General features: G+C 56.9%; 9 protein-coding genes. All 9 read right to left on the minus strand.

Translation table 11 applies throughout. The annotated features are described in order from the left end of the window. Positions 1–5: 5 nt before the first annotated feature. Positions 6–1490, minus strand: a complete 1485-nt coding sequence (locus tag K7R21_RS15605; protein ID WP_224984204.1) for a hypothetical protein — start codon at positions 1488–1490, stop codon at positions 6–8. An 8-nt stretch (positions 1491–1498) separates the two neighbouring features. Then, positions 1499–3556, minus strand: a complete 2058-nt coding sequence (locus tag K7R21_RS15610; protein ID WP_224984205.1) for a zeta toxin family protein — start codon at positions 3554–3556, stop codon at positions 1499–1501. A 35-nt stretch (positions 3557–3591) separates the two neighbouring features. Continuing rightward, positions 3592–4959, minus strand: coding sequence for a DNA cytosine methyltransferase (locus K7R21_RS15615; RefSeq protein WP_224984206.1), 1368 nt, complete (start codon positions 4957–4959; stop codon positions 3592–3594). Between the two features lie 155 nt (positions 4960–5114). Continuing rightward, entirely contained in the window at positions 5115–6761 is a 1647-nt protein-coding gene (locus K7R21_RS15620) for a nuclease-related domain-containing DEAD/DEAH box helicase (RefSeq protein WP_224984207.1), read from the minus strand. Between the two features lie 4 nt (positions 6762–6765). Continuing rightward, entirely contained in the window at positions 6766–11631 is a 4866-nt protein-coding gene (locus K7R21_RS15625) for a DEAD/DEAH box helicase (RefSeq protein WP_224984208.1), read from the minus strand. A gap of 2 nt (positions 11632–11633) precedes the next feature. After that, positions 11634–11960 (minus strand): hypothetical protein, encoded by a 327-nt coding sequence (locus K7R21_RS15630; RefSeq protein ID WP_224984209.1) that lies wholly within the window; start codon positions 11958–11960, stop codon positions 11634–11636. Beyond that, on the minus strand, positions 11960–13411 hold the full coding sequence (locus K7R21_RS15635; protein ID WP_224984210.1) for an Hsp70 family protein: 1452 nt from the start codon (positions 13409–13411) through the stop codon (positions 11960–11962). Before K7R21_RS15635 ends, K7R21_RS15630 begins: the two co-directional genes overlap by 1 nt. Further along, entirely contained in the window at positions 13408–14805 is a 1398-nt protein-coding gene (locus K7R21_RS15640) for a hypothetical protein (protein ID WP_224984211.1), read from the minus strand. Before K7R21_RS15640 ends, K7R21_RS15635 begins: the two co-directional genes overlap by 4 nt. Next, the gene (locus tag K7R21_RS15645) at positions 14780–17653 is read right to left on the minus strand and encodes a hypothetical protein (RefSeq protein WP_224984212.1); all 2874 of its coding nucleotides are present in this window, start codon (positions 17651–17653) and stop codon (positions 14780–14782) included. Before K7R21_RS15645 ends, K7R21_RS15640 begins: the two co-directional genes overlap by 26 nt. Positions 17654–17805: the final 152 nt, after the last annotated feature.

Raw genomic sequence — 17805 nt, forward strand, 5'->3', positions numbered from 1 at the left:
TCCCCTCACGCCGTAAACGGATCAATTAATATCATGCCACCTTCGGCGTCCGGGCTGTCGATGACTAGTCCAAGCCGTCTCATGCTGTTTCCGAGGCCGTTCCATGCAAGGTCACTGGCCCGGGTGGTTACGCCGAACTGGTTGAGGAATCGGCAGAAGTCCTCAACGGTCCTCGAGGCCCTGTGGGTGTTGCAACATGAAGACACCATTGCCATGAGGGCCACGGGCCCGCCTGAAACGACCCACGAGGCGTTTCTTTGGGGGCCGGTTTTTTTTACCCAGTAGCCCTGATCGTAATTCAGTTCGTCCTCTGCCACTGACTGCCTCTGCCCGAGGGTGTATCTGAAAAAATATTTAACGTTCGACGTGATGCCGTGGGTGCACTCGAGAAGTCTCGGGTTACGTTCGAGCGCCTCGTCGTGCACGTCTCTTACCATTCGGAGGTCGAGTTTTTCGCGCCCATCGTAAATTGCCTGTCCCAGGTTTTTTATGCCCGTGGGGCTCTTCAGGTCGATGTTCTCCATGCCAAGGGTTTCGCTCACGTGGTGGAGGACGAGGTTTACACCTAGCCTTCCTGTTATGTAATCACGCGTTATTGAGTGGATCAGGGGGTCGATTCTTTCCCCGTATGGCCAGTAGGTGTCACTCGACTTGAACAGCTGCTTTCCGTCCCAGTGCTGGCTTGGCGGTTCCTCGAAGCAGTTGACGAGAAATTCCCACAGCTCGAGGTTGGCCTTGCAAATCCATGCAACGTGCGATGCACAGGATATGCGCAGTAGGGCCTCGAACAGGCTAATCCACTGCCTTCGGGTCAGTTTCGGCTTGAGACTCAGGACCCCTGGAAGTGCTCGTACGAGTGCCTCAGAGGGGCTGCCGGAAATCCTCCATTCTGCCCATCGAATCCCGGGCATAATGGGTACAAATGGTTTCTGCTCCCACCCTGGCAATTTATCGTCCGGGTGCACGCAGTTTTTGAAGCACTCGGAGACGAATCTTGCCCAGGGGTCCTGGTTGTCACCGGTGCTAAGGGCCCTAAATAGTGAATCCCAGCAGACCTTCTCATGGCTACCTTGGGAGCCGCATTCTAGCATGCTCAAGACGAGGTTACCGGGATTCCAGGGATTCCCTTGTTGCCTGGCGGTATTGCTGTAAAGGCAGGCCTCGGGCACCAGCGGGGTAATGGAGGGAAGGAGTTGCCTTTGCTGGCCAGGTTGGCGAGGGCTCGCGAGCCCCACGCTGATAATCCTCTTCCAGGTGCTGGGAGTTATCTTGCCGCTGTACGGTATTGCTTCAGATTCCAGGCGGCCCTTGAAATCCTTTCCCCAAGCGGTGACGTCGCTCTCGCTTGCCCTGTACCCGATGGCGCGGTACAGCGCCGCGGTCATTACTTCTCCCGTTGCAAATTCGGGTGCCGGGTACAGGTGGAACAGAGTCCTCTGGTACTCCGCTCGGTCCTTGAATGGTTCGTCTTTGAATTCGCTTACGGACATCTCCCCCCCTATAGCTTTTCCAGCAAACCGTAAGAGACGTTCAGCACCACGCCCGTGTTCCCTATCACGAGCCTTGCGCTGTCTAGCTCCTGGTTCACGAGGAGGCCGGCAAGCTTTGCGCGGGCTCCCTCGAGCAAGGCGAGCACCTCGCTGGGCAAGCAGCCCTCGTGAAGGCAGTTTTTGACGGAATACAGGGCCTCGAAAATCCCGAACGTGATCGGGATGCTGTAGTTGCCGCCGTCCAGCGATAGGTAAGGGATGAACGTCCTTGGCTTTGACGCATCCTGCACGGCAGGCACTACCTTTACATTGATGTTGTCCGTTTCGAGGCTGATGTCCTTGGCCGGGGGAGGCACGGGTTGCCCGTAGGTCACCTTCAGCGACACCTTGAACCCCGATGGGTTTAGGAGCTTGTTGAAGACGTCCCTGACCTTCCCGAGTTTGACCCGGTCATGGATGGCATCGATATACTCTTTGAACATTTCCGATCGCTCGCATGCCCCCGCTTTGACGCCGAGGCTGCGCTTAGCCAGCCTGCAGGCGAATCCTCTCATCGTGCCCTTGATGACGGCTGCCTCGTTGATCAGTGTCTTTTTGACGCATTCCTCGTCCAGGCATTTTTCAGACCGTGCCAGCCATTCGAGTAGCAGGTTTTCTTGCGGCGACAGGAGGCTGTTTACCCTGTTCAATCCCATTTCAACCGAGAAGCTAAAGATTTCCTCCAGCGAGGCCAGGGTCAACCCGCCCATCGCTACCTCTTGTTTACCCGATGCCTTGGCAGGGTCGAGGAGCTCTATCATGTCGCCGAGGATCCTTCTCCTTATGTCGGTGGGTGCTGCGAAAGTCGGATCGTTGAAGATTGAAAAAAATGATTTCGGGGGGTGCGCTACGTTTGCGGTGTCTTTCAAGACTTGCCCGACGTGCTTGCCTTTGAATAGGTCCTTTGAACGCGGCCAGGCAGGGAAAAGTGAGTGTTGGTACAGCCTCGAAGTCAGTTCGAGTGCGGCCCTAAGCCGTTTGCTGTCGTCCTCGAGATCCCTTGCCAGTGCTCTCACCCATTCGCATGGGCCGGCATATTCGCCGTTCACGGCGAAATCGCTTTCGTGCCCAACTACAATGTTTGCTACGAGCGAAAACAGGTCCCTGAATGCCCATCTTTTCCCGGAGCCAAGCTCGTAGCACCTCAAGATTCCCAGCAGGTGATCGAGAGGTTTTTCCTCGCGGAGTGACTCCTGGTTGGCCTTGAAGGGACAGTACTTGGCCGCAGGGCAATTGGAATGATCTGCCCACTTTTCGGCTGCAAGCGCTGACATGAAGATGGCGTGGGCAGGGGAGTGGCTATCCTCGTCGAGAGTCGGCTCGAGCAGGCTTTCCACGTCCATGGGCCATACGCCGACATCGGGGTATCCTTCCAGGGGCCAGCAACTTGGTTGCCTTGGGCTCATGGTTACAGCGGAGGTTATCTTCTCTAGCAGGGGAATCACTTGCTCGCTGCCGGGAAGGTTCGCGTAGGATTTGGACAGGGCATGCGCAAGTATTCCCCTGTTCACGCACGCAATGTAAACCCTGCTGGAACTTGGCCCGGCGAGGCCGGCCAGTTCCTCGATAAACAGCTCTTCCGGTGGAACTAGGTGCCCCTCTGGCTGTGCCGAAGACGTCGCATCCTGCACGATATCAAAATACTCGAAGGGAGGTGGGAGCTTGCCCAGAGGCAGGCTTGACGCGCTCACGGTTACTTTCCGGGCGCTGAAGCCTGTTGGTAGGGGGAGTAGCCTTTGCACCTCCCTCACGAGGTCCCCATCGATCTCGAGAGCAGCGTCGATACTCCTGATCACGTGTTCTAGGACCTCTGTTTTACCGTTCCCCGGCCCCCCCACTAGAAGTATCGTTCGAGGGACCTTCTTGCCTGCTAGGAGGTCGTGGGTCCAACTTTCTAGCTTGCGGACTAGCCGGGTTTTAATTAGTTCTCCGGTGGGCTTGCCTGACTCGGCCGAGAAAAGTTTGCTTACTCCACCTTCCCTGTGGCCACCCCAAGCCAGTAGCCCCTCTGGGTACTTGATTTCCATGCGCATGCCTCGAGATAAAGTTGGTCGGAAAAACCCTACGGCCGTCCCTTGTTGGACTCGGCAGCCTGAAGAAGCTCGCTTAGTCGCGTCCCGATTGCCTTTGCAAGCAGCGGTGGTACCGCGTTACCGACTTGGGAATATTGGGGGACCTCGTTCTTTCTTTGCTTCCCGCCGGTTGTTACTTTGCCCATGAATTCAAAATTGTCGGGAAATGACTGGATTCTTGCCATTTCCCTCACCGTGAGCACCCTTGGGAATTTGTAGTGGATGTAATCGTCGGGTATTGTCATCATCGTTCGCGAGGCCTTGTCACCGTCAAGGAGAATCTGGCTATGCTTCTTGGTGGCGATTCGATTTATGGCACGTTCGAGTGATGGTTTGCTAGGGATATAGGTACCGTCTGGCATCACTATGGGCTTCCCGGTCTTCCTTAAAATGGACACCACCGAGCTGATGCTCTCGGGAGTCGAAATGCTGTTGGCTATGTTGACGCTGGCTATCTTCCTTATTTCGTGCAGGAATTTGAATCTGAAGGTCGTCTCGTCCCCGTGTCTTCGACGTTCATGGTTCAGGATAACGGTCTGGTTTCCCTTCATGAGCTGTGAGTAGCTGCTCCTCTTTTTAGTGTACCCGTGATCGTCGATGTCGATTAGGGCACGTTTCAAGCGCACGGCCTGTTCGCTGTGGATGGGAATTGGGGCTAGGGTGGGAATTGCATCCCTGTCCAGTTTGTTCAGGAAGTCTGACCGCCAGATTTGGGCCTCGTGTTTACTGTCCACGTGCTTTAAGCAGAGTTTGTCGGCGAGGTCTTTCCTTATCCCAATTACCACTATCCGCTGCCTTCCCTGTGGCACGCCGTAATGGTATGCGTTTAGGCAAGTGCGGGTAATACTGTAATGCTCCTGGAAAAAGCCACACACCGTGTCCAGCGGGGTATCCTTCTTGTATTTCCTGAAGTTAAGGCTGATCCCAATTACGTTTTCCATGACGAACGCTTTTGGCAGGATAGCCTCTACGATCTCGAAGAACTTGTATGGGTAGCTATTCCGGATGTCATCCGGGTTACGCTTGCCGACGGTTGAAAACCCCTGGCAGGGTGGTCCACCAGCCACCAGATCGATTTCCCTGCGACGGAGGTCACCTAGGAGAGGCTGGTCCGAGTGGATCTTTTCGATGTCTCCGATGTACAGGCCGGCTTCTACCATGGCGTTCTTGTCCAGTTCGATGTAGTCGGCCCAAGGGACAGGACTATTCACTTTTTTAGCTACAATGTTGTGGTAATAGGTTTGTGCAGCCATCGGGGATCGTTCAACAGCGAGAACATGCTCGAATCCAGCTTCGGTTAAACCAAGGGAAAAGCCACCGCAACCTGCAAACAAATCGACGAATTTAAACTTTTTCATTTACTTTTGAATCTCCTAGTGTCCTGCTTGGTTAGTCCTTTCCTAAAATATCAGAAAATTGAAGAACAATAAATCTAATAATTTCAACTTGTTATGATTCTATAAGAGGTTAAAAAAGGCCCGAAATTACTGGAGATAATTAACTAGACAGGACACTAGCACAAAACGACAAGGTGCGAGTTTGCTCTTGAATACGCTACGTACAGCAACGCCCGTGATTTTCCCCGGGGTAAGGTCGATATCTCGGCTACGATGACGACCGGGGACTCAAGACCTTTATATGAATGGATGGTCGAACACAAGACAATTCCTTCCCCTCGTGAATGTGGGTCCCACGACAGCTTGAGGCCGCCTACATCGATGCCAGACTTTAGTACGGACCTGCTTTCTGCATGAGGGGTCAGTATCACGATATCGTTACAGTTGACCTTTTCGGTTTTTACCAGTTTCTTGAGGACTCGATGAAGGGTATCGACCTCCAAATCTGGCGCTTCGACCTTGATCAGGTCAGGGCTCCTACCCTCGGGCCCCAGCGGGACTGGCAGGGTTTCTGCCTCGTAAAATTCGTTCACCAGCTCCAGTATTTTCCTGGTATTCCTGCAGTTTTCCTCCAGGACGAAGGGCTCTTGCATTATCGGGAAATCTTGCCTTTTTTCATAGATTCCCTGGTTGTTGTCGTAGAAGATGTAGAAGAGTCCCTTGCCCGGATCCCTGAGGCATTGCTCGAGGATTGGCCACCACGACGGGTCGAAGTCCTGCCCCTCGTCCACGATTATGGCGTCGTACCGGGACCCGACCTTGCAGAGCGCTTCTAGCAAGAGGTCCGGGAGCTCGGCGTCGTAGAATTCGTCGAGTCCCGATTCGTGTCCACTGGGAATGGGGATAGATGCATCCTTGCAGAACGAGGTGCAGAGCTTGTGGAAGGTGAAGACGTCGATCCTGCTGTCGTGGACCACGTGGCTCTTGATGAGGCCCGAGAGGCTCTTGTTGTAACATGCTATGAGCACGCGGGATTCGGGGGAAGCACTGCATATCCTCCGTGCTTTCTCTATGGCCAGGAAGGTCTTTCCCGAGCCTGCGGGCCCGCTCACCAGGGCCCGCTGGAATCGCTGGAGTAGCGACAGGACCCGGTATTGCGACCTCGTTGCCTCCACTATGTTGTGCCTCTCGTCCTCGATTGAGCTTCCGAGTTTCACCGAGAGAGTCCACGACGGTGAAAGGAATGACCGCAGGGCCTCGACGCCGCCCTCTCCCGGCACGTCGTTACCCCCGCCGAGGCAATTCCTGAAAACCCTCGGCACCGAGGATGCCGTCTGGGCAAGGTCCTGCTTCCCGAGGGTTATCATGTGGAGGTTATCGGAGATGCCAAGGGCGGCCCCGCTGGTATCGATGTCCGGGAACCAGACCGCGTGGAAGAAAGGGTAATCGAATTTCCTGGTTGTTTTTTCTCTCTCGGCGAGGTTGCTGATCGCGTACGCGTACTTCTTCCCCTGCTCGTAGGGGTCCTTGATGGGATGTACCCCGTCCTTGGCGTCGGTCGATGACCACTTCCCGCTGGATGCATCCCGGGTTATGCCCCCTCCCTTTACCTCGATGACGAGCATCCCCTTGTCCGGGTGGATCACCAGGAAATCCAGCTCCCCGTTCTGCATCTTGCTACCGTGGTCCGCCTTCAGGTATACCGGCACGCTGTGGAGAACGGTGTATTCGTCCGGGAGCAAGTCTTTTAGCGCGTAAAAGACTTTCCTTTCCGCGTTGCTGGGAGTCGTGCCCAGAGGCCTGTCGGGATAAATCCTTGCCATTTGTTCACTCCTCGATTCCCAGTACCTGCGACAGCCACTCGATCACGGGCCTTCTCTGCAGGTCGTCCCAGTAGAACTGGTTGGAATAGCTCCGCAAGCAGGCATAGCAACTTGCGTCCCAGTCGATGCAGGAACAGTCTTTTACTCTCCTGTAGGCCGAGCGCAACACGTCATCGATGTTCTGGACGATCCTGTCGATGTGCCCGGCTCCCCCGGGGATCCTGTCGTAGACGACGATTTCCCCAATGTAGCTCTCCTCGCTCCACCCGTGGTACGTCCCGTCGATGTCTCCCTGGGCAATCCCCAGGCAATCGGTGGCCCCGTTTATGAACGCGGCAAAGAGGGATCGCCAGAAGGCACCGCCCTCGACGAGGTTCGGGGGCTGGGGACAGCAACCCTGAAACCGTAGCTGCAGGACGTCCGTGACGATTTCGTGGGCAAGGTCCAGCGGCCTCGGCCTCCCGTTGCAGCGTGGTCCCCATGGCTTGTCGTGCCCGGGTGCCGTAGGCGGGGAGGTGAAGAATTTACCACACGTGGGACAGATCAGGAAGGACTTGAACTTGTTCCCACTGTTTGCCCTGAACAGTTTACCGCCCTTCTTGATCCCGTAAGTGATGCCTCCTACCTTGCTCTCGGCGAAGGAGTCGTAGTCGGCCCCCTCGAGCAGGAATACCTCCGACGTTCGCGGCGGTCGGAGCCTGCTCAGCCTCGGCATGGCAGGGGGATCCTCCATGCTGGTGGTAAAGCCGTCGGGGCGTATGTAATCCCGCGGGGCGCTTGCACCGAGGAACGAGGTGCCGCAGTTCGAGCAGGCGTCGGGTGGATCGTCCGTGACCCGCCCCGTTTCGATCCTCCTGCACTCGCGGCAATTAATCCACCAGCGCAGGTCCGGTTGCCCCTTGAATTCCACCCCGGCGGAAGTGAAGAGCTTGCCGTCGGCAATTATCTCTGCCCCGGGTGCATACTCGGAAATCCCGACCTCCCGGTCTCGTTCCAGCCTCATCTTCTTGGCATAATCCGAGTCGAGCACCTTGAGCTTCACAATGTCCTGTGGGAAAGCGTAGCCCGGCAACCAGGAGCAGCTGCTCAGGAAGTCGATGAGCCTTTGCTTCAGGAACTGGCTCTGGAGCCTTTGCATTATGGACGCCTTGGTGGCGAGCTTGCGGCCAGTCTCGATATCACCGTTACCCATCAGCCGAATCGACTCCTTCGTCAGTTCCTCGATCTTTTCTGCAAATTGCTTGAGTTCCCCGGAAACGTGGTATACCCAGACCGACTTGTCACCCGTTGCAAGCGAGTCCACCGACGTCTCGAGGGCCACCCCGGGTCGTAGCGTGGAATCCCCGGGGATGATGCTCGAAAGGTCCGTCTCGAGGGCTTTCCTCCTCTCGGCTGAAAGCACCCATGCCTTGTAGGTTTCGACGAGGGTGCTTCCTGCTATCCTTTCCACAAAGAAATCTTGAAGACTCAGCTTGTCGAGGTTAACGCCGTTGGGGTTCCCGATCCCGCGTAGGAAGCATCCTAGTAGCAGGGAATTACAGTGGCGCTGGGCGAGGGGCACGTTCGCGGTGTTTATTATGGGGACGTGTACTTTCCCCGAGATGGCAAGAGTCGGCTCGTGGAAGTTATACTGGTCATGCGGGACATTGCGTGCAAAGGTCAGGGCCACGGAGACGCCGTCTTGCCTGCGCCCGGCCCGGCCCGTTCTCTGGATGTATGAGCTCGCGCTGGGGGGGAAATTGCGCAGCATGACGGCCTTCAGGTCCCCAACGTCGATGCCCATTTCGAACGTCGTGGAGCTGCTCAGGACGTTCACCTTCCCCTCGTTGAATTGCTCCTGGTAGAATTTGCCCAGCTCGTTGGCAAGCTGGGCCGTGTGTTCGCGGACCTCGAGCGGCAGGGCCGGTTGCTTGAACCTTTTCCTGTAGTGGTTCGTCTCGAACCTGCTCTCGATCTCGTCCGGTGAAAGTTGCCGGGGCACCCCGCTGCAGCCTACCTTGGTGCAAAAGCCAAGGTTGCCAAGCGTGGTGACCTTCCCGCAGGTGTCGCATGCGAAGAGAGTGGCACGGGTTGAGATGGCCAGGCGGTCGCGGTTCACCCTGTACTCCCCGGGGCAGGTGACCCCGACCTCGCTGAGCACCCCACCGGCTATGAAGGCATCCCAGATTTTCAACAGCAGCGGCTTCAGGGTTTGTTCGTCGGAGAACTTGTCAAGGCCGAGTGCCCTGCACAGGATTCCCAGCTGCCTGGACCCCTTCACTGACCGGTTGCGTCCCCTCGCGGGCCCGAGGTACGGGCTCCACCGGTAAAGTTGCCTGCAGTTGCTCGTGTTGACGTCGAGCCGTCCATTGTCGCTCAGGTGGAAGGTGTAGCTCGCTGGGCCGAAGGGTACCACATGCGGGTTGGCCTTCACGTGGGAAGGGAAGTCAACCGCGATTCGCTGGACCATTATCTCGATGAGCGCGTGCAGCACCTGCCAGCCCCTTTCCTCGTCGATGCCGAAAAGTTCGGGCAACCTGTCCCTGAGTATTGATTTCCCGTTGGGAGTGTGGCTGATGGCCAGCGTTGCAATCCCCATCCCCGTCAAGGTCGTTTTCTGCTTCTGGGAGGAGCAGAAATGGCGGTAAAGGACGCGCTCTGCCTCGTACCGGGCCTCTTCCCTGTTGTCTTCCGAGGCCGTTGCCGCTGGTACCAGCCTGTAGAACGTAACGCCACGTTCCTTGTCCTTGAACACTATCGTCCCCATGCTTTCGAAGCCGTCCTCGTACGCAAGTGCAACCTTCCTGAACGAGACCGGCTTGCCCTCCCTGTCTTCCTCGGCATTCCTGATAGCCATTTCCAGGGGGCCTTGGAATGCGGTTTCGGCCGTGGTTTGCAGGAGGTAGGGGGCGAAAAAGGCCGCACGCTGGCGGGAATCCGAGAAAACGAGCAGTTTCCTGCCGTTTGCTGTCGCGTCTCGCCTCCGGGCGTCGTATGGCAGGTTCCTAACCATGGCTTCGGCCAGGACCGCCGTGGGTGCATCTTCCGAGGTCATGAATTCGCGGAGCACTGAGGGGAAGTTGCTGCCGCTCGTTCCGCCGCAGCTGGTACAGGTTGGTAATGCCCCTAGGTCGTTCTCCGTCGGGATAAGCTGGAGGGTCCGGTGAACGGGGGACTCGCAGCATGGGGGCATCTGGCTGCCTTCTGAGGCCTGGTTGCAGGAAAGGCACAGCGTCATGTTCTTGGCTTCGGCATCGGTTTCGCTGTCCTCGTCCGATCCCTCCTCGGCGTCATCCGCCCAGGTCAGGAGCTTGGTTACCTGGCTAGCCGAGGGATCCTGTGATTTCTTCCACTTCCCGTCTTCCAGGTAAACGCGCACGACCGGTAACCCGCAATGCGTGCAGGTAAGGATCGGCAGGACCTTTTTCTCGCAGGTTGGGCAGGTATTCCTGTCGTCGAGGAAAAAATCGCTCCACCCGGTGTGTGCGTGCGCCCCCTTTGCCCCGCATCCGTCGTTCAGGCAAAGGGTAGCACCGGCAAGTCCCCTGCAGAAATAGTGTAACCTCGTTGGCAGCAGGGGCGCGTAGTCGGCCGATTTCTTGGCGTGTGCTCCCATCGTCACGAGCCACCTGATGATCCCCGTCGCTTCGCCTGTCTGCTCGAGGCCCAGAATATCGCAGAGCTCCTCGAGCTTAACTGGCTTTTTCCTGCACTGGTCATGGATCTTGGCCAGGGGGGAGTAGTCGCAAAAAGCCTCGTACAGGATTTTCGGCACTGGCCGGGCAGCGACGTCGCCAGTGGGAAATCCTATTTCGCCCAGCTTTTTCGAAAGGGTTGTGGCATCTCCGAGGGCAACCTGCCACTCGGCGAAGCTAGTCCCGCCGATTTTTAGGACGAGGCTTTCAAGTGAAGGTTCGTCCTTCATGTTGTCGACGAACGAATTCACGGTTTCACCGGATAGCACGTCCTGTGCTTCAAAGTGGTTGCCTGTGAGGTCGGAGGCGAACCTGGCAACGTCTGGCTTCGCATTTTCTCCGTCACCGATCGTCGCACTGGTTAGGATGAACCTGATCCCGTCATCCCGGTCACCCAGGTGGGTCTTTAGTCGCCTCATGAGCATCGCTATTTCGATACCCTGTGCCCCGCTGTAGGTGTGGGCCTCGTCGAGGACTATGAACCGCAGCTTGTTTCGCACGAACAGCTCAGAGTCGGTTGGCCTGAGCAAGAGGTACTCGAGCATCGCGAAGTTGGTGAGCAGTATGTGCGGAGGTGATTCGCGGATTTCACTCCTGCTCCTACGCTCGTTGGGGAGGCCACCCTCCGCCTCGGCCCGTTCCTTGGTTTCTCCCGTGTAGCGACCGAAGGTAACCGTGGGCATCTCCCGTAGCAGGTCCCGGAGGCGGAAAAGCTGGTCGTTCGCGAGCGCGTTCAGTGGGTAGACGATGATGGCCCTCAGGCCGGGGGTCGGGTCCTTCAGAATCGAGTCCAGGATGGGGAGGAGGTAGCTCTCCGTTTTGCCGCTGCCGGTTCCCGTTGCAACCACCAGGTTCCGGCCCTTGGCCAGGAGGTTCATCCCCTCGACCTGGTGGGAGTACAGCGGCCTGTCCGGGTCGAATACGTCGTGGGGAAGGTCGAGCATTCCCTTCGCGAGCTTGACGTCGTCCTGCCCGCCGACCAGTTGCCTCACGGACTGGGCTGGCCTGTAGCATGGTGTTGCGTGAACGTAGGGCCCGCGGACGATCTCGTACTCGTCGCCCAGTTTTGACAAGAAGGCATTCTTCAAGTCTTGGTCTTGGTCCGAGATCATGTTCGAGGTGAAAAGGTACCGCTTGTAGGTATCCTTGAGGTCCCGGTTGAACTCGATCGCGTCGATTTCGCCAGCGAAAGGCATGCTTACCCCCTGTAAATTTCCCAGCACCTTCCCTCCGACGCGTGAGGACATTCCCGTATTATCGAGCACCTGCATTCGAAGTATAGCTTGTCACCCCTGGCCACGAGGCCAAAAGGGCGTTCGCGTTCGTCGTGAACCGAGCAGTGCATTCCGCGGTCGATTAACTTGAGCTGCCAATCCTGGAGGTGCACGTTGCTGAATCTTGCACCCTTTAGGATCGCGAGGGCCTTCAGGTCCTTAACCTTTTTGATGAAATTTGATTCGCCGAATGGGAATTCCCCGTCTAGGACGTAGACGTTGCTCTTGACCGACACGTTTGATTTTTCCATTATTGGTGTCCTTCGAGGGGGAGGTGGTAAGTGAACAGCAGCTGGTCGTATTCCCATGACCGCGTAGCGCTCTGCCCCTTGTGGTCGCTCCTGGCGGAGACCTTGAGAAAGAGGTCAGGGTCAATGGTGTACTCGACATTGATTGCCTCGTTTACGAAACCGTTGGTAGGGATTACGAGGCTGCCTACCCGCCGGCGACTCGATCCCGAAAATGCAAGGGGGGCGTTTCCCGGGGCCTTGTAGAAATTGAAGCAGGCACTCTGGGTATCCTCGACGATGCCGAAATTCAGGCTGTTACTCACGTGCTCGACCTCGGTGCCCTTGGAGATGATCGGGAAAAAAGAGCCGTCGCAGAGCTCGATGCCGATGTTGTCGTTGTTTACGTGGGCCCCTTGCAGGTGGTCGAGCATGGCGGCGCCCTGGGCAACCTCCCAGTCGGCCTCGGGGGACGGTGCGATCACCTCGCATGAAACGAGATCGACGATCCTTTCGTACAGGCTGGCTAGCTTGCTGCTTCCACCTACCATGAGGACGCAACCGAGCTCGTCGAAGCTCATCTTTGCTTCGGAGTTAACAGCTTGTTTCAAGCCATCGAGCACGGTCTCGATTTCGGGCGAAAGCAAGGACTTCATCGTGTCTAAGGTTAGCTTGACCTTTAGGTTCCCCATTCCCCCGTAAGAGGGGAGCATGATGTCTGTGACCTCGCAGTTTCCGAGTTGCCTTTTTGCATCTTCTGCCTTTGCCAGGAGCCTGTCTCGTGACTTCACGTCGATCTCGTGGAATGGCACGCCGGCCTGCGCCGTCTTGAGGTGGTGGTTGTGGGCCCACTCCGCGATTTTGGCATCCAGGTTGTCGCCACCGAGCGGTATGCCGACGGCGGAGAGCTCCCGGACCTCCTTGCCCATTAGCTCAACGACCGAGATGTCCAGCGTGCCCCCGCCCCAGTCGAGGACTGCGATCTTGGTCCACATTTTCACCTTGTCGTGGTTTTTCAGCAGGGCGGCGGTGGGCTCCGACACGAAGCTTGAAATCTTGATGCCGGCCTTCATTGCTGCTCGGCGCAGTTCTCGGCGCTTCGCGGGTGCAAAGCCTACGGGGATGGAAACAGTTGCTTCCGTCACCGTTCCGGCAACGGGCTCGATTTTATCAGCGAGGCCCTTGAAGACCTCGGCAGCTATGTCGAGCGGAAGCCAATCGTGCCCCCCTATTTTCCACACGTGGTTCGAGCCCAGGTAGCTTTTAGGGGAGGTGATCACCTCGCAGGTCTCGCGAAGCGATTCTCTTTGCTGCCAGGCTTCGAATCCCCTGGCGACGACCCTCCCCGTTACCTTGTGTATCGCGACTATCGAGGGAAAGGGCCTGTCGCCGTGGCCAATTTTAACTGGTAACCCCCCAATCAATGCAACCGCTGCGCTGTTGGTGGTTCCGAAGTCGATGCCGAATACGTTCATTGCCGTGCCTCCTGGATCTCGATCCCCTTGTCGCGGAGCTTCCTGAATATCGCGTTTAGGACGTGAACGTGGAAGTCAAAAATCTCGTCCTTTGGAAGGTGCGAGAGTTCAACGAATTGAGGCCGGAGGTCCATTTCGATGCTCCTTTTCAGTTCGCTGACCTTGTGCTCGGAGACGCTGTCTATTTTGCTCACTAGGCTTTCGACGTCTTGGTCGCGGGCATCCGACAATGCCGATAACTTGGCCTCGTACGACTTGATTTCCTGGCCAAGGCTTTCAATGTCTTTTTGCAAGGCGGCTATCGCGTCATCTTTGGACCTGATAGTGGAGGTTAACGCGTGCTTTTCTTCTCGCAGGTCGCTGACCTTTTCCCTCAATTCGTCTATGACCTTTTTCTTGTTTTCCTTTCCTTCGTCGAGCTGGAGCCTGTCAGAATTCAACTGGATGATGCGCTTTCTCAGCGAGTCAATTTCCGTGGTCTTCGAAGCCAGTTCCGATTCGAGATTATTGAAGCACTCGCCCAGCATGGTCATGATATCGTTCGGTCCGGGCTGGGGGCAGACCGTGGTTTCCTTGCAGGGCGGCGGCTCGCTGCGTTCGACCCGCGCGAGCTGGGAAGCAGCCTTGAAAGGATTTTCTGCATCGGGGTACAGGCTGGAAAAGAGCCCGCATATTTCCACCAGGTCGGGCAGCATCGAGATGGTCCAGGTTTTTACGCAGTCGGCGATCATGTAGATCGACTGCTTGTCTAGCAGAGGGAATATATCGTGCTTGAGGAAAGACCTCGCGAGCTCGAGCTGTTTCGCGGGAAGTGCTGGGTCTCTCGTGCCGCCGTATGGACCGGTGGCCGCCACGAGGTGCTGGGCAAAAACCCTGGTTTCCTCGGCCCTCTGCTTCACGAAGAGCCCCTCGTAACGCGCCCCTTCACCTTGCAGCATGTGGGACTGGATGGACTTGCAAAGCTGGGGGCTTATCTCGCCTTGTTTGAGTTGCTTGGGCCCGTGTGTCCCGATGCTAACCAGGATGCGCAAGGCGTTGCTTGGGTCCAGCCCCTTGATCCTGGCTGCGATCCCTTCCCGTAACTCGGTGATGACCGTTCCCTTTGGGGTGCCGATTTTCTGCTTGTAAGCGTTTATTAGCAGCCCGGAGGCTCTCATCCGTGAATCGCTCCCCCAGTGCTCCCAGTTGGAGGAAACCGCGTTCACGATGGCTTCCGCGCTGTACCCGCGGGTCAAGCTGAACTCGAAACAGCGGCCGTCCATCAGCTTGGCAGCGAGCTCTGCCGTCGCCTTTTCATCGGGGCTTGCGTCATGCAAGGGTGGCACGCAGGTTTCTTTGTCCGTCCCCTCTTCAGGGCTGGTTACTGCGTTATTTTCTTGTTCTTGCTGTCCCAAGCTGGTCTCCTTCTAAGCATGCCGCATGCTTACTGAATATTTCGAAGTCTTCTTCGAGTATGGGGAAAATGTCGACCTTGCAACCATCACTCTCGCTGGCGGCCGTCGCCAAGGTTTCGAATAGCGGCAACAGGAGCGGGTTGCAACCGCCGGTGAAGGAAATGGCTGCCTCCTCGGCGCACCCGAGTTTAACCAGCGTGAGCATCCCCAGTAGCTTCGCCAGGTCCCGGACTATCCCGTCGGTTTTGCACGCGAGCTTGGCTGCCCCCTGGTACGCTTGCACGGCTTTGCCGTGCTTGAAGTATAGCCGCCAGCAATCTACGAGCTCCTTGCCGGAACAAAGCTCCGCGATGCGCCCCGAGTACGTATTCTTGGGATGGCCCCTTACCTCGCCTGCCCACTCGGCTATGGCCTCGCGAAGGTTTTCACCGGGGTTTGCCTGTTCCTTGATCTCGGATAACTTCAGTTCCAGTGCGTGCTTCCAGCGTGCTAGGGGAATCCCGGCACACCCCGGGTAGGCTTCGGCCAGGGGCAGCAATCTGTAAGGGGCTATAGTTCCTTCCAGGGCCGCGGACGCCTCTGAGTACCAGGCCAAGGCATCGCTGGTTGCCTTGTCGAGTCCTTCGGCGCCGGTTGCAGCGATGCCTGTGCCGTCGAGAACCCTTGAGCACGCGGTGAACGTATTCCAGAGGGATCTGACACGGGGGGGGAGGGGGAGCATCTTTAAATCCGCGCACGACTCGACGTTTGCCTTTACCGCGAGGTCGTATAGGGTATTGAAGACCTGCCCGAGGCTGGGGGACAGGTAATCTTGCCACGCGGCCTTGTAATTTTCGTTGTCTGCTAGGCAGATGCTGTCGCACGCTTGATCGACGTCGAGGTAAAATACCGGCGTTTTTACCGTCCCGCCCGGTCTGCCTATCTCGAACCTACCTGCGATCGGTCTCGGTTTCCTTGCTAGTATCGCGTCCCTGAACGAGAACGTGCTGAGCTCGATGCGGCCAGCCTTGTTGAAGCTTCCCATCGAGCAAATCTTCCCGCGCTTCTTGGAATCCGCCAGGTAGAGGCCGGGCGAGGTTCCAGGCACCCCTTCGGCGAAGACGGCGAGGCCGGAGTCGAGATCCCCGGTAAGGATCGTGTCGGTATCGTCACCGAGTACCATGTTGGCGCGGTATAGCCTGTGGGTTACCCTCAGGGGAAGATCGCCTGCCAGCAACGTGCCTTCTACCAGTCGCACCTCCGGGCCGACCATCCAGCGTGTGCCATCGTCGGCAACCTTTGTGCCCTCGGCAAGCTCTAGCGAGTAGTTACCTGGTCCTGCGAACGAGATTTCGACGCTTTCGTCGCTGGATACGAGGTAGTTCGGGCCTTCGATCCTGCATGGCATGATGGCCGCGAAGTCGAGCCTGTCGACGACCTGCTCCCCCGCGTGGGCAACCATGCGGCTGGTAGCCTCGATCCACAATGACCCCTTTCCCGGGTACTTGAACCCGAGCCCTACGAGGTCGACGGTTAATCCGTCGATGAACTGTTTGCTTACGCGCTTCTGGTGCCCTTCCAGTTCAGCCACGAGGGCATAGCCGGAGCTTGCCTCTGGACCGAAATTGTTCACCTGTATCGTGGGGAGCCCGCCCGTGAAGACCACCCGGGTATCGGCGGCGCTTTCGAGTCGCTTGCAGCACTCGGGGTATGACAGGTATGGCACCTTGTTTAGGACAGCGCTTGCACCGAATACGGACAGGTCCGAATTTTGGGCGATCTTGATTTCGAACACGGCGTAGTAACCGCTGAAAAGTGACAAGGTCCCTTGGTTCGAAAGGATTATTTCCTCGGGCACGGCCACGTCTTTGCCCGCTAGCAACCAGTAGGCGCCGGGTTTTAGCTTGTTGACGTCCCGGATGTACCCCCTGACCTCGTGGAAGAACGCGAATTCCGAGCTTCTGGGCACCCAGCCCGTAAGGAAAATGGGCATCCATTCAGCGTCCGTGAGCACCTCGAACGCGTAGGATTCTTTGAAATCTTCCTCCTTGTTGCGGCGTAGTGAAATGGTGCTAGACCTGACGATCTCCCCGTCCAGCCGGTACCGCGACTTATTCGTGTAATCAAGATCCAGGCGGATTTGAAGGGACCGGGTAGTGGGGTCGAGTGCCAGCACGGGGAGAGGAACGCTCCTTGGCCTGCTCTTGGGTGGGGGGAACTCGAGATACTGGTTGATTTCGCGCCAGAATGAAGTGTGGTAACCTCCCAGCCGTTCGAGCTCAGCATTGTCGATGATTCCACGGTCACGCTGGGACAGGTTGCTCGCAACGCTCCTGACGAATTTCCAGCCGATTTCATCGTCCAAGAAACCAAGAAGGTACTTTGAGCCAGTCTCGGGCACCTGCTCCCTGTACCGTGGATAGTTGAGTCCAAGTATCCCGTCCCAACCGTGTTTTCTTTCCATCTCCCTGAGGAAGTCGGCGAAGCGGGGTAGCTGTTTACGTGTTATCCCGCATTGCTCTAGAATGGCCCCAACGTAACGGTACGTGCCAGACCTTTGCCTCAAGTTCTTATAGACCGAGCCCAGATAGTCCTCAATCCGGCTACCGAGCTTTGCTGTGTTGCTTACGGTGTAGGACAGGCCCAGCCTCGAGCAGAAATGTGGCCAGAAGCCGTCATTGTCTAGGCAATAATAGCAACAATTGATTGCCAGTACGGTTAGTGCCACGGGATGGTTCAGGGCACCTGTGCCCAGTGTTTTGCATAATTGGTCGAGCTCCGGCAGGGAAAGGGATATCTCCCCCAGGTACGACGATTCTTTTATTTCCTTTTTCCATGCTGATTCGCGTTCCAGTAGCCCAGGCCTCATTAAAAAGTCCTCCAAAATCGTCATACTGCCATGGATTATACTTGGGCTCAGGATTCTATTTGGGAATACAGTGGGGCTTTCCGCCTGCTCTCAGTCAATAAAGAAATCGCTGTTAGGCCTAATAGCGGTAGCGTGCAAGGAACCTAGCACAA

Origin of the sequence: Geomonas agri (assembly GCF_020179605.1) — a bacterium.
Classification (GTDB): domain Bacteria; phylum Desulfobacterota; class Desulfuromonadia; order Geobacterales; family Geobacteraceae; genus Geomonas; species Geomonas agri.